This is a genomic window from Pseudomonas capeferrum, assembly GCF_000731675.1.
Lineage (GTDB): Bacteria > Pseudomonadota > Gammaproteobacteria > Pseudomonadales > Pseudomonadaceae > Aquipseudomonas > Aquipseudomonas capeferrum.
Window position 1 is genome coordinate 199,694 of record NZ_JMIT01000004.1, and the last position, 12,476, is coordinate 212,169.

The following is a 12,476-nucleotide window of genomic DNA, read 5'->3' on the forward strand; positions in this document are numbered from 1 at the left end:
AGAAAAAGGCGCCTTCGGGCGCCTTTTTCATGCGCCTCACTAGCGCTTCTTGCCACCCAGCAACGACCCCATCAACCCGCGCACCAACTGCCGCCCCAACTGATTGGCCGCTTGGCGCACCGCAGACTTGATCGCCTGCCCTGCCGCACTCTGCAAGAAGTCACCGGCCTTGTCGGCAAAGCTCTCCTCATCGGCCTTAGGCACGGGTGCAGGCTCCACAGGCTCGCCTTTGCGCTGGGTGAGCATTTCGTAGGCCGACTCACGGTCAACCGGCTTGTCATAGCGCCCAACCAGCGGCGACGAAGCAATCAATGCACTGCGCTCAGCGGCACTCAGTGGCCCAATGCGCGATTGCGGCGGTGCGATCAGCACCCGCTGCACCATCGCGGGCGTGCCCTTATCCTCCAGCGTACCCACCAAGGCCTCACCGATACCCAGCTCGGTCAGCACCGCCAGGCTGTCGAACGCGGGGTTGGGGCGAAAGCCATCGGCCACGGCCCGCAGCGACTTCTGCTCTTTGGCGGTGAATGCACGCAACCCATGCTGGATACGCAGGCCCAACTGGGCCAGCACCGCATCGGGCAGGTCGCCCGGCGACTGAGTGACGAAGTAGACGCCCACGCCCTTGGAGCGAATCAGCCTGACCACCTGCTCCAGGCGGTCCTGCAACGCCTTGGGCGTGCCATTGAACAACAAGTGCGCTTCATCGAAGAACAGCGCCAATACCGGCTTGTCGGCATCGCCGCGCTCGGGCAACTGTTCGAACAACTCCGCCAACAGCCACAGCAGGAAAGTGGCATACACCTTCGGTGCCTCATGCACCAGCCGGCTGGCATCGAGCAAGTGGATACGCCCACGGCCGTCGCTGCCAGGGCGCAACAAGTCTTCGAGCTGCAACGCAGGCTCACCGAACAGCGCCTCGGCGCCTTGCTGTTCCAGGGTCGCCAGGCGACGCAGCAAGGCCTGGGTGGACGCGCTGGTCATCAACGCGCTGTCTTCACCCAGCATCTGCGGGTTGTCCTTCAGGTGCGCAAGCAGCGCCTTGAGGTCCTTGAGGTCGAGCAACAGCAAGCCTTCTCGGTCCGCCACCTTGAACGCTGCATACAAGGCCGCCTGCTGGCTGTCGGTCAGCTCAAGCAGGTTGCCCAGCAGCAGCGGCCCCATTTCGCTGAGGGTGGTGCGCAACGGGTGGCCGGACTCCCCGGCGATATCCCACAAGCTCACCGGGTAAGCCTGCGGTGCATGCCCCAACCACGGCATGCCGGCAATGCGCTCGGCCACCTTGCCCTGCGGCGCGCCCGCCGCGCCCAGGCCACACAGGTCGCCTTTGACGTCGGCCGCGAACACCGCCACGCCGGCATCACTGAACACTTCGGCAAGGTGCTGCAAGGTGACGGTCTTGCCGGTGCCGGTGGCCCCAGCGACCAAGCCGTGGCGGTTGGCGAGGCGCATGGCTTGATGGACAGGCTGGCCATCAAGGCCCGCTCCTACAACAATTTGCGAAGGATCTGACATCTTCTTTCATCCTCTTCTCAAGCTTTGCCGCGTATCGGCCGATACCTCGGGGTGATATTCGCCTAGAACACAGTAACAACCCAACTAGGACTTCCCGGGATGTTGCACTGTCTTGCAGATGTATTCGTGCGAACGCCCGATAAAACCTTAGCGGAACCGATTACACCATGAACAAAAGCCTTCGTTTCAGCCACAAGATTCTCGTGGCCGCGTCACTGATCGTGATGCTCGCCTTCAGCCTCTTCACCCTCTACAACGATTATCTCCAGCGTAATGCGATCAGGGAGGACCTGGAGAACTATCTGGCTGAAATGGGCGAGTCCACTTCGACCAATATTCGCAACCTGTTCGAAGGCCGTATCAAGCTGGTAGAGAACCTGGCACAGAACATTGCCCAGGCCCCCAACGACGCCGAAACCCTGATGGGGCAAAATGCCCTGATCACCAGCTTCCTCACGGTGTACCTGGGCAAGGTCGACGGTGGTTTCAGCGTGCGCCCGGACGCGAAGATGCCCGACGGCTACGACCCACGTACTCGCCCCTGGTACAAGGACGGCATGAACGCCTCCGGTGCAACCCTGACCGAGCCGTACATCGACATGACCACCAACAAGATGGTCATTGGCATCCTCAGCAAAGTCTCCAACAGCGTGGGCGTGGTCGGTGGCGACCTGGCCCTCGATGGCCTGGTCGAGATCATCAACTCGCTGAACTTCGGCGGCATGGGCTACGCGTTCCTGGTCAACGACCAAGGCAAGATCCTGGTTCACCCGGACAAGGACCTGGTGATGAAATCGCTGTCGGACCTGTTCCCGCAGCACACACCGACGCTGTCCGGTGAGCTGACAGAAGTCCAGGCCCAGGGCCAGACCCGCCTGCTGACCTTCACCCCGATCAAAGGCCTGCCGTCGGCCAACTGGTACATCGGCCTGTCGGTGGACAAGGACAAAGCCTTCTCCATGCTCAGCACCTTCCGCACCTCGGCGGTGATCGCCACGCTGGTTGCGGTGGTCATCATCATCGGCCTGCTCGGCCTGCTGATTCGCGTGCTGATGCAACCGCTGCTGACCATGACCCGCGCCATGGAAGACATCGCCGAAGGCGAAGGTGACCTGACCAAACGCCTGCGCATCCACAACCACGACGAGTTCGGCATCCTGGGCACCGCTTTCAACCGCTTTGTTGAGCGCATCCACGGCTCGATCCGCGAAGTGTCGTCGGCCACCGAACAGGTCAATGAAGTGGCCCTGCGCGTGATCAGCGCCTCGAACTCGTCGATGACCAACTCCGACGAGCAATCCAACCGCACCAACAGCGTCGCCGCCGCCATCAACGAACTGGGCGCCGCCGCCCAGGAAATCGCCGGTAACGCCGCCCAGGCTTCGCAACATGCCAGCTCCGCCCGCTTGCTGGCCGAAGAAGGCCAGCAAGTGGTGGAACGCAACATTGCGGCGATGAACCGGCTGTCCGACCTGATCGTCACCTCCAGTGCGCACATCGAGACGCTCAACAGCAAGACCGTCAACATCGGCCAGATTCTCGAAGTCATCACCAGCATCTCCCAGCAGACCAACCTGCTGGCCTTGAACGCGGCGATCGAAGCCGCCCGCGCCGGTGAAGCCGGGCGTGGCTTTGCCGTGGTCGCCGACGAAGTGCGCAACCTCGCGCACCGCACCCAGGAGTCGGCGCAGCAGGTGCAGACCATGATCGAAGAGTTGCAGGTTGGTGCCCGCGAGTCGGTCGACACCATGGGCCAGAGCCAGCGCCATAGCCAGGACAGCGTGCAGATCGCCAACCAGGCCGGCGAACGCCTGGACAGCGTGACCGTGCGCATCGGCGAGATCGACGGCATGAACCAGTCGGTGGCCACCGCCACCGAAGAACAGACCGCCGTGGTCGAGGCGATCAACATGGACATCAACGAGATCAACATGCTCAACCAGGAGGGCGTGGAGAACCTGCAGGCCACCCTGCGCGCCTGTTCGGACCTGGAGCAACAGGCTTCGCGCCTGAAACACCTGGTTGGCAGCTTCCGCATCTGACCCGCCTGATTCGCGAGTGAACCCGCTCCCACTGCAACCTGATGGGAGTGGGTTCACCCCCAGCCAACCTCGATCGAACAAACTATCCTTCTGAAAGGTCAACCTTTAGGCGTGTCATCGCCGGCCCATTACGGCCGGATGACAGACCCGAAGACGATCCCGGAGGGATGCTGATCGTGCACATCGCCGACATCACCATGTTCTATGCCCCCGCCAGCGGCGGCGTACGTACCTATCTTGATGCCAAACACCGCCGCCTCGATGCCCTGCAAGGCGTGCGCCACAGCCTGTTGATCCCCGGCGCCAGCGCGCAACACGCCGATGGCATCTACCAGGTGCCCGCGCCGCCCCTGCCCTTCGGCAACGGCTATCGCTTCCCGGTGCGTCTGGCGCCCTGGTGCAATGTGCTGCGTAACCTCAAACCCGACCTGATCGAAGTCGGCGATCCTTACCTGACCGCCTGGGCTGCCCTGGAGGCACGCCGCCAACTCGACGTACCGGTGATCGGTTTCTACCACTCCGACTTGCCGCTGCTGGTCAGCAACCGCATGGGCAACTGGTTCACGCCCAATGTCGAGGCCTATGTCAGCAAGCTGTACGGCAACTTCGACCGGGTGCTGGCGCCCAGCCAGGTGATGGCCGACAAACTGCGCCGCCTGGGCATCCGTGACGTGCACGTGCAACGCCTGGGTGTGGACCTGGCCACCTTCAACCCCGAGCACCGCGACCCGCACCTGCGCGCCGAACTGGGGATTGCCGACACCAGCCGCCTGTTGATCTACGCCGGCCGTGGCTCGCGGGAGAAGAACCTGCCGGTGCTGCTCGACTGCATGCAGCGCCTTGGCCGCCCTTATCACCTGCTGCTGGTCGGCTCCAACATGCCGGTCAATGTGCCGGATAACGTCAGTGTGATCGACCACTTCTGCCCACCGCAAGAGGTCGCCAGGCTGATGGCCAGTGCCGACCTGCTGGTGCATGCCGGCGACCAGGAAACCTTCGGCCTGGTCATTCTCGAAGCCATGGCCAGCGCCACGCCGGTGGTGGCGGTGCGCGCCGGCGCCTTTGGCGAAATCGTCAACGAACAGTGCGGGCGGCTGTGCCAGGCCAACGACGGCACAGCCATGGCGCAGGCCGTGCGCCAGGTGTTCGAAGAGGGCGTGCGCACGCTCGGCAGCCAGGCCCGCCGCCATGTCGAGCAGCATTATTCATGGGACAACGTGGTGGCCGGCTTGCTGCAGCATTACCAGGCGGTGCTCGGCCACCAACCGCTGGTGCGCGCCCATGGCTGAAAACGCCAGCGCCCCCCGCAGCCTAATGCTGGTGCTGCACGACATCGCCCCCGAGACCTGGCCCGACTACCAACCCTTCGTCCAGGCCATCGATGAGATGGGCGGTGTGCCCATGACTTGGCTGGTGGTGCCGGACTTTCACCACCGCAACCCCCTGCACCGCTCGCCAACCTTCTGCCGCCTGCTCGAACGGCGCCTGGCGCTGGGTGACGAGCTGGCGCTGCATGGTTTCTACCATGCCGACGACGGCACGCCACCGCGCAGCCCCGGCGCGTTCTTCATGCGCCGCATCTATACCCACGAGGGCGAGTTCTATGGGCTTGATCAGCAGCAGGCCCTGCAGCGCCTGGAGCAAGGGCTGGCAGTTTTCGACCGGCAAGGCTGGCCGGTTGCCGGCTTCGTCGCCCCGGCCTGGCTGATGAGCGAAGGCACGCGCCAGGCATTGCGCCAGCTGCCGCTGCGCTATACCAGCACACCGCAGCACCTGTACCGCCTGCCGGACTTCACCGCCATCGAAGCCCCCGGGCTGGTCTGGAGCGCCCGCAGTGCTTGGCGTCGAGGGCTATCGAAGATGCTTTGCGACTGGCAATGCCGGCGTTGGCGTGAAGCCGGCACCGTGCGCCTGGGCCTGCACCCGGTGGACATGCGCCACAAGGCGTCGCGCGAATACTGGCTACGCACCTTGCGCGCACTGTTGGCACAGGGCCGTGTGCCGTTGACCAAGTCCGCCTGGCTGGACGGCCAGGCCAGCGCATGAACCGCCTGGGCTGGCTGGGCCTGGCACTGCTGGGCGCCGTGCTGGTGCCGATAGTGCTGGGCGGTAGCGAATTGCTGCCCAGGCTTCAACGCTTCGACCCCGGCCTGTTGCTGACGCTGCTGGGCATGATCCTGCTGTGCTGGGTGATAAATGCCCTGCGCCTGCGCCTGCTGCTCGGCCAGCAAGGTGCTCAGCTCAAGTACCTGCGCAGCCTCGGCGTGGTCATGGCCACCGAGTTCGCCATCTGCACCACCCCGGGCGGCAGCGGCGGCCCGCTGACCCTGATGGCCCTGCTGGCGCGGGACCGCATCGGCCCGGCGCGCAGCGGCGCGGTGTTCGCCATGGACCAGCTGAACGACCTGCTGTTCTTCTTCTGCGCGATGCTGGCGATTGCCGGCTATGCGTTGTTTCACAGCCTGGGGCACAGCCAGCAAAGCATGTTGCTGGGCAGCGCGCTGCTGCTGTGCTCGGCGTTGGTCGTGGTGCTGGGGCTGCTGCGCTACCGGCGCGCCATGATGCGCTTCAATGGGCGCCTGTTGCGCCGCCTGGGCATGTCCGAATGCCGTAAACGCCGCTGGGCGCGCAAGCTGCTGCACTTCATCGACGCCCTGGCCCAGACCTGGCGCCTGCCCAAACGCACCCTGGCGCTGGTGTTCACGCTGACCTGCGTGCATTGGGGCCTGCGCTACAGCGTGCTGTACCTGGTGCTCAAGGGTTTGGGCGTGGAACTGTCGTGGATCCCCAGCTTTCTGGTACAGATGCTCTCGCTCAGTGCTGGCCAGTTCAGCCTGCTGCCAGGCGGCGCGGGGGCTGCCGAGCTGACCTCGGCAAGCCTGCTGACGCCCTTGGTGGGCAGTTCGACAGCGGCTGCGGCGATCGTGATCTGGCGTGCGGTCACTTACTACTTTTATCTGCTGGCGGGGGGGCCGGTGTTTGTCTGCCTGCTGGCGCGTCCGTTGCTGGAACGCTGGCGGCGTCAGGCGGGTTGAGCTGGCGCCAGAGCTCGGCAGCACCGGGGAAGTCGGTGCCGTCGGCGTCGCTCAGGGCCTCGGGGTCATAGCGGGCCAGGCAGCCCTCGCCGAGGGTTGGCGGGGGTGAGGCGGTGGCTTTGTCGCGGGGGTCGGCCATGGCGTTTCACTCAGGGATTGCCGGGGCTGCTACGCAGCCCCGTGTCGCTGTCAGTCGAACACCACCGTCTTGTTGCCATGCACCAGCACGCGGTCTTCCAAGTGATAACGCAGGCCGCGGGCCAGCACCATCTTCTCGACATCACGGCCGAAGCGCACCATGTCTTCGATGCTGTCGGCATGGCTGACACGGACCACGTCCTGTTCGATGATCGGGCCGGCATCCAGCTCTTCGGTCACGTAGTGGCAAGTTGCACCGATCAGCTTCACGCCGCGCAGGGCCGCTTGATGGTAGGGCTTGGCACCGACGAACGACGGCAGGAAGCTGTGGTGGATGTTGATCACTTTTTCAGCGTAGTCCTGGCATAGCTGCGGTGGCAGGATTTGCATGTAGCGGGCCAGCACCACCACATCGGCAGCGTGCTCCTGAACCAGGCGCGACACTTCGGCGAAAGCTGGCGCCTTGTCCTTGGGGTCGACCGGCACATGGAAGAACGGAATGCCGTGCCACTCGACCATGCTGCGCAGGTCATTGTGGTTGGACACCACGCACGGGATATCGCAATCCAGCTCGTCGGTGTGCCAGCGGTGCAGCAGATCGGCCAGGCAATGGGATTCGCGGCTGGCCATCAGCACCACGCGCTTTTTCTGCGCCGAGTCGGTCACCCGCCAGGTCATGGAGAACTCTTCGGCGATCGGCGCAAACGCCTCGCGGAATGCCTCGATACCGAATGGCAGGGATTCGGCACGGATTTCATGACGCATGAAGAACCAACCACTCTGTTCATCGGAGTGGTGGCTGGCTTCGTTGATCCAGCCATTGTACAAGGCCAGGAAATTACTGACTTTCGCCACGATGCCAACACGGTCGGGGCAGGCGATCACCAGACGATAGGTGCGCATGAATGAGACTCCAGAACTTCGCAAAGGCGCTCATTCTAGCGGCCCGCCAGAAAAAACGCAGTATGGATTGCACGGCGCGTCTTGTGCGCACCTGCCCACACACACGGCAAGCCGCCGCGCATCGCCATGACAAAATGCAGGGGCTTATGTAAATTTTTGTTCACGTGGAGAAATGTTGTCACAGCTTAATTAACAGTTAATTGCCCAATTCCATGTTTACTTGCGAGTATGGCCTGTCTATTATTGGCCCACACATTTCTGAACACGTATTAAAGGAACACTCCATGTCCCTGATTAACGAGTACCGCGCCACCGAAGAAGCCATCAAGGAACTTCAGGCCCGCCTGGCCAACCTGTCCCAGGATGACAAGCTGAAGCAAGAGCTGGAGTTCGAAGGCAAACTGCGCACGCTGATGGGCGAGTACTCCAAGTCGCTGCGTGATGTGATTGCCCTGCTCGACCCAGAGTCGAAACTGAGCAAGGCGCCACGTGGCGCGGTCAAGGTCACCGCCACTAAGCGTGCGCGCAAGGTCAAGCAATACAAGAACCCGCACAATGGTGAAGTGATCGAAACCAAAGGCGGCAACCACAAGACCCTGAAAGAATGGAAAGCCAAGTGGGGTGGTGACGTGGTTGAAAGCTGGGCGACCCTGCTGGACTGATAGTCCGCACGCTCACATTGCTTGACGCAACAAAAACGCCGGCTCGATGCCGGCGTTTTTGTTTGTCCACTCAGCGCGCAATTGCAAATTGTGTCTTCAGTTTACTGGCGTGTTCCTGCCAGGCGTCCAATACCCGGCGGCCCGCCTCGTCGGCGCTTTCCCAGGCACGCTGGCGCGCCTGCTCGAAATCACCCAGGGTATTCGGCGCGCCCCACTGGGGGTCGCTCAGACGGTGCTGACAGAATGCATACCAGCGCTGGCGCTCTTCGCTATTCAAGGTGTCAGGGAAGTTGCGTGCCCGATAACGGAACAACAGTTCAGGCATGCGCGGGTCATCGAACATCCAGTGCCCTTGGCCCAACTGCGCAGGTTCCAGCGTGCGAACTTGCTCGCACAAACGGCGGTCGCGGTCCCCTAGAAAACCGTCATACAACTGTTGTTCAGGGTCTTCACTCGGGGCGAAATCATCATTGCCATAAATGTGCGCCAGCTTGTCTTGCCAGTCCGCCTGTTGATTGGCCAATTGCTCGCCGCGCCATTGTAACAACGTCAAGTCCACACCCAGGCGCTGTTGATCGGCCGGGCGCAATACCGAGAGCGGTGCCAGCACCGGGCAACGGTTGATTTGCACCAATTTAAGCGGAACGGGTAATTCACCTTCTGCCAGATCTTCATGCCGGGTATACAAGCGCTGGCGAAGAACTTCGGCACTTTCCCGTATTAACGGTAGGGTTTCCTGATGCAGGTCGCAGACAATCAGGGCATTGCGATTGCGCGGGTGCCACGCCAGCGGCAGGACCACCCCCAGGTAATTACGCGCCGCCGAAAATCGCCCAGAGATATGGACCAGTGGCTGCAACAAACGAATCTGCTCCATCACTTTATGTTTGCTGCGCAACTGAAACAGCCACTCATACAACTTCGGTTGTTTTTGCCGAATCAAGCGCGCCAGGGCAATGGTGGCCCGCACGTCGGAAAGTGCTTCGTGGGCATGGCCATGGTCGATGCCATTGGCTTTGCTGAGCAGTTCAAGGCGCAGGCTGGTGCGGCCATCCTGCTGCGGCCACTCGATGCCTTCAGGGCGCAGTGCATAGGCCGTGCGCACGATGTCGATCAGGTCCCAGCGGCTGTTGCCGCCCTGCCATTCACGGGCGTAAGGGTCAAAAAAGTTGCGGTACAGGCTGTAACGCGTCACCTCATCGTCGAAACGCAAGGTGTTGTAGCCGGCACCACAGGTGCCAGGGCGCGCCAGTTGCTCGTGCACGCGGGTCATGAACTCGGCTTCGCACAGCCCCTGGGCTTGCAGTTGCTGCGGGGTGATACCGGTTACCAGGCAGGCGGCCGGGTGCGGCAGGATGTCGTCGGAGGGGTTGCAAAAGAGGCTGATCGGTTCTTCGATCTCGTTGAGGTCGAAATCGGTGCGTACACCGGCCACCTGCAGTGGCCGGTCGCAGCGCGGGTTGATGCCAGTGGTTTCGTAGTCGTGCCAGAAAATGCTGGAGCTCACGGGGTCGTCCTGTATCAAGGTCGACCCGATTCTAGCGCGATTCTCGCGCGCCAAGGCTCAGGGGGAGTCAGGCGGATGCGTTGGCGGGGCGGAAACTGAAATAGTCGCGCAACGAGCGGACGAATTCATCGTACTCGCGGGGCGCCTGCAGCAACATGAAGCCGGAATCGTAGTTGCCGGGCGTCTGGTCTTCGCGGCACCACAGGCAACTGGCGGTGAGGTTGATGAACTGATACCCGCCACCGGCCAGCGGCAAGCGCAGTTGCAGTTCGTAGTCTGGCCCGACCAGTACCGGCAGTTGGCTGATCAGCATCAGCCCATCTTCGGAGGCATTACCCAGCTGGCCGATCGCCTGATCGGTAAAACGGTTGAAGACCTTGAGAACGCAGGGCAACTGATGGCGTTCGATATGCCGCTTGTTGAACATGATCACAAGTGCAGTCCGTACCCGGTGCCAGGAATGCGAGGTACTGGCGGTTGTTGTAACAACTGAGTTACAGATTAGCGCAGCGCGCACGGTAAATCCCGTGAAATAAATCACACCTTGGCATTAACGCCAAGGGGTGACCTTCACCGGGTTGGCCACGGCCGCTTCGGCACCGCGGTAATGGCCAAGCTGCTCCAGTGTTTGCAGGCGAGCCTGGGCACGGTACGCGTATTCGTTGCCGGGGTACTGCTGGATCAGGTACTCGTAGGTCTGCGCTGCATCCACGAACAGCTTCTGGCGCTCCAGGCACTGGCCGCGCAGCAGCGACACCTCCGGGTGGACGAACGGTCGTGCGCGGCTGGTGCGGTCAACCTGCGACAGCTCCAGCATGACCCGCTGGCAATCGCCGCGGTCATAGGCACGGTAGGCGTTGTTCAAGTGGTGGTCCATGGACCAGCGGGTGCAGCCGACGGCGCTGGCCGCCAAGGCTAAAACGATCAGGGCTCGCATGGGGGGTCTCCTTTGATGCCAGTGTATCGGCCTTTGCCGATAAATCTTCACACCCTTTTGCAAGGATGGCCTGACCGTTCAAACGCCACCCTGCCTCGCTCGCAGGTAGTGCAACGGAACAATGACTACAGCGCGATTCAGGAGTAGCCTTTCGCTGCGCTTCACTATAGGAGTCTGTGCATGACCATCCGCCGTACCAAAATCGTCGCCACCCTTGGCCCCGCCAGCAACTCGCCGGAAGTGATCGAACAACTGATCCTTGCCGGCCTGGACGTGGCACGTCTGAACTTCTCCCACGGCACCCCGGACGAGCACAAAGCGCGCGCCCGCCTGATCCGTGACATCGCCGCCAAGAACGGCCGCCATGTCGCTTTGCTGGGCGACCTGCAAGGTCCGAAGATCCGCATCGCCAAGTTCAGCAACAAGCGCATCGAATTGAAGATCGGTGACACGTTCACCTTCTCCACCGCCCACCCGCTGACCGAAGGCAACCAGGACATCGTCGGTATCGACTACCCCGACCTGGTCAAGGACTGCGGCGTTGGTGACGAACTGCTGCTCGACGATGGCCGTGTGGTCATGCGCGTCGAGACCGCTACCGCTGATGCACTGCACTGCGTGGTGATCATCGGTGGCCCGCTGTCGGACCACAAAGGCATCAACCGCAAAGGTGGCGGCCTGACCGCGCCGGCCCTGACCGAAAAAGACAAGGCCGACATCAAGCTGGCCGCGGAAATGGACCTGGACTACCTGGCCGTATCGTTCCCGCGTGACGCCAGCGACATGGAATATGCCCGCAAGCTGCGTGACGAGTCCGGCGGCAGCGCCTGGCTGGTGGCCAAGATCGAGCGTGCCGAAGCCGTTGCCGACGACGAGACCCTCGACAAGCTGATCGCCGCCTCCGACGCAGTGATGGTTGCCCGTGGCGACCTGGGTGTGGAAATCGGCGACGCCGAGCTGATCGGCATCCAGAAAAAGATCATCCAGCACGCCCGCCGCAACAACAAGGCGGTGATCGTGGCGACCCAGATGATGGAGTCGATGATCCAGAACCCGATGCCGACCCGCGCTGAAGTGTCCGACGTGGCCAACGCCGTGCTCGACAACACCGATGCGGTGATGCTGTCGGCCGAAAGTGCTGCCGGTTCCTACCCGATCGAAGCCGTACAGGCCATGGCGCGGATTTGCCAAGGTGCCGAAAAGCACCCGACCAACCAGAAATCCAGCCACCGCCTGCACACCACCTTCGAGCGTTGCGACGAAAGCATCGCCCTGGCGGCCATGTACACCGCCAACCACTTCCCGGGCGTCAAGGCGATCATCGCCCTCACCGAAAGTGGCTACACCCCGCTGATCATGTCGCGCCTGCGTTCGCACGTGCCAATCTTCGCCCTGTCGCCGCACCGCGCTACCCAGGCTCGCGCCTCGATGTTCCGTGGTGTCTACCCGATCGCCTTCGACCCGGCTTCGCTGCCGGCCGACAAGGTGAGCCAAGCGGCGGTCGACGAACTGCTCAAGCGTGGCCTGGTGCAACAGGGTGACTGGGTGATCCTGACCAAGGGCGACAGCTACCACACCATCGGTGGCACCAACGGCATGAAGATCCTGCATGTCGGTGATCCGCTGGTCGGCTGATAGCCTTTCCAGGGGGGCCGCTCTGCGGCCCCTTCGCGGGGCAAGCCCGCTCCCACAGTTACCCTTCTGAACTCAGGCGCAGTCAGGTCCCTGTGGGAGCGG

11 protein-coding genes and 2 pseudogenes are annotated in these 12,476 nt (G+C 62.6%); 7 read left to right on the forward strand and 6 right to left on the reverse strand.

What is annotated here, in order from left to right; genetic code table 11:
• Positions 1-39: 39 nt before the first annotated feature.
• On the reverse strand, positions 40-1,515 hold the full coding sequence (locus tag PC358_RS23000; RefSeq protein WP_033702767.1) for a helicase HerA-like domain-containing protein: 1,476 nt from the start codon (positions 1,513-1,515) through the stop codon (positions 40-42).
• A gap of 311 nt (positions 1,516-1,826) precedes the next feature.
• Between PC358_RS23000 and PC358_RS28495 the strand changes: the two are divergent.
• The 5 genes and pseudogenes from PC358_RS28495 to PC358_RS23020 form a co-directional block, all read left to right on the forward strand.
• Positions 1,827-2,699, forward strand: a pseudogene (locus PC358_RS28495) (HAMP domain-containing protein); the annotation flags it as partial.
• Between the two features lie 261 nt (positions 2,700-2,960).
• Positions 2,961-3,557, forward strand: a pseudogene (locus tag PC358_RS28500) (methyl-accepting chemotaxis protein); the annotation flags it as partial.
• Positions 3,558-3,724: 167 nt separating this feature from the next.
• Positions 3,725-4,846, forward strand: a complete 1,122-nt coding sequence (locus PC358_RS23010; RefSeq protein WP_033702769.1) for an N-acetylglucosaminyl phosphatidylglycerol synthase — start codon at positions 3,725-3,727, stop codon at positions 4,844-4,846.
• Positions 4,839-5,603: an N-acetylglucosaminyl phosphatidylglycerol deacetylase gene (locus tag PC358_RS23015; RefSeq protein WP_033702770.1), complete on the forward strand. Its 765-nt coding sequence runs from the start codon at positions 4,839-4,841 to the stop codon at positions 5,601-5,603. The genes PC358_RS23010 and PC358_RS23015 overlap by 8 nt, the downstream gene beginning before the upstream one ends.
• Positions 5,600-6,592: a glucosaminyl phosphatidylglycerol flippase gene (locus PC358_RS23020; RefSeq protein ID WP_033702771.1), complete on the forward strand. Its 993-nt coding sequence runs from the start codon at positions 5,600-5,602 to the stop codon at positions 6,590-6,592. The genes PC358_RS23015 and PC358_RS23020 overlap by 4 nt, the downstream gene beginning before the upstream one ends.
• Here PC358_RS23020 and PC358_RS28185 read toward each other — a convergent pair.
• Positions 6,498-6,731, reverse strand: a complete 234-nt coding sequence (locus tag PC358_RS28185) for a hypothetical protein (RefSeq protein WP_077068743.1) — start codon at positions 6,729-6,731, stop codon at positions 6,498-6,500. The genes PC358_RS23020 and PC358_RS28185 overlap by 95 nt on opposite strands.
• Positions 6,732-6,781: 50 nt before the next feature.
• Positions 6,782-7,633 carry a formyltetrahydrofolate deformylase gene (purU, locus tag PC358_RS23025; RefSeq protein ID WP_033702772.1) on the reverse strand — a complete coding sequence of 284 codons (852 nt, stop codon included), beginning with the start codon at positions 7,631-7,633 and terminating at the stop codon, positions 6,782-6,784.
• A 284-nt stretch (positions 7,634-7,917) separates the two neighbouring features.
• On the opposite strand from purU, the gene mvaT reads away from it, so the two are divergent.
• Entirely contained in the window at positions 7,918-8,295 is a 378-nt protein-coding gene (gene mvaT, locus PC358_RS23030; RefSeq protein WP_033702773.1) for a histone-like nucleoid-structuring protein MvaT, read from the forward strand.
• A 70-nt stretch (positions 8,296-8,365) separates the two neighbouring features.
• Here mvaT and sbcB read toward each other — a convergent pair whose 3' ends face one another.
• From sbcB to PC358_RS23045, 3 genes are all read right to left on the reverse strand, one after another.
• Positions 8,366-9,802, reverse strand: a complete 1,437-nt coding sequence (gene sbcB / locus PC358_RS23035) for an exodeoxyribonuclease I (protein ID WP_033702774.1) — start codon at positions 9,800-9,802, stop codon at positions 8,366-8,368.
• A gap of 67 nt (positions 9,803-9,869) precedes the next feature.
• Complete coding sequence (locus PC358_RS23040) at positions 9,870-10,229, reverse strand: PilZ domain-containing protein (RefSeq protein ID WP_033702999.1); 360 nt, start codon at positions 10,227-10,229, stop codon at positions 9,870-9,872.
• 123 nt (positions 10,230-10,352) lie between these two features.
• The gene (locus PC358_RS23045; protein ID WP_033702775.1) at positions 10,353-10,739 is read right to left on the reverse strand and encodes a tol-pal system YbgF family protein; all 387 of its coding nucleotides are present in this window, start codon (positions 10,737-10,739) and stop codon (positions 10,353-10,355) included.
• Positions 10,740-10,919: 180 nt separating this feature from the next.
• On the opposite strand from PC358_RS23045, the gene pyk reads away from it, so the two are divergent.
• On the forward strand, positions 10,920-12,374 hold the full coding sequence (gene pyk, locus PC358_RS23050) for a pyruvate kinase (protein WP_033702776.1): 1,455 nt from the start codon (positions 10,920-10,922) through the stop codon (positions 12,372-12,374).
• Positions 12,375-12,476: the final 102 nt, after the last annotated feature.

What these genes read in the sequence shown, in the direction of transcription:
- PC358_RS23000 (WP_033702767.1), bottom strand. Translation starts at nt 1,515, where the DNA reads ATGTCAGATCCTTCGCAAATTGTTGTAGGAGCGGGCCTTGATGGCCAG.
- PC358_RS23010 (WP_033702769.1), top strand. Translation starts at nt 3,725, where the DNA reads ATGCTGATCGTGCACATCGCCGACATCACCATGTTCTATGCCCCCGCC.
- PC358_RS23015 (WP_033702770.1), top strand. Translation starts at nt 4,839, where the DNA reads ATGGCTGAAAACGCCAGCGCCCCCCGCAGCCTAATGCTGGTGCTGCAC.
- PC358_RS23020 (WP_033702771.1), top strand. Translation starts at nt 5,600, where the DNA reads ATGAACCGCCTGGGCTGGCTGGGCCTGGCACTGCTGGGCGCCGTGCTG.
- PC358_RS28185 (WP_077068743.1), bottom strand. Translation starts at nt 6,731, where the DNA reads ATGGCCGACCCCCGCGACAAAGCCACCGCCTCACCCCCGCCAACCCTC.
- purU (WP_033702772.1), bottom strand. Translation starts at nt 7,633, where the DNA reads ATGCGCACCTATCGTCTGGTGATCGCCTGCCCCGACCGTGTTGGCATC.
- mvaT (WP_033702773.1), top strand. Translation starts at nt 7,918, where the DNA reads ATGTCCCTGATTAACGAGTACCGCGCCACCGAAGAAGCCATCAAGGAA.
- PC358_RS23040 (WP_033702999.1), bottom strand. Translation starts at nt 10,229, where the DNA reads ATGTTCAACAAGCGGCATATCGAACGCCATCAGTTGCCCTGCGTTCTC.
- PC358_RS23045 (WP_033702775.1), bottom strand. Translation starts at nt 10,739, where the DNA reads ATGCGAGCCCTGATCGTTTTAGCCTTGGCGGCCAGCGCCGTCGGCTGC.
- pyk (WP_033702776.1), top strand. Translation starts at nt 10,920, where the DNA reads ATGACCATCCGCCGTACCAAAATCGTCGCCACCCTTGGCCCCGCCAGC.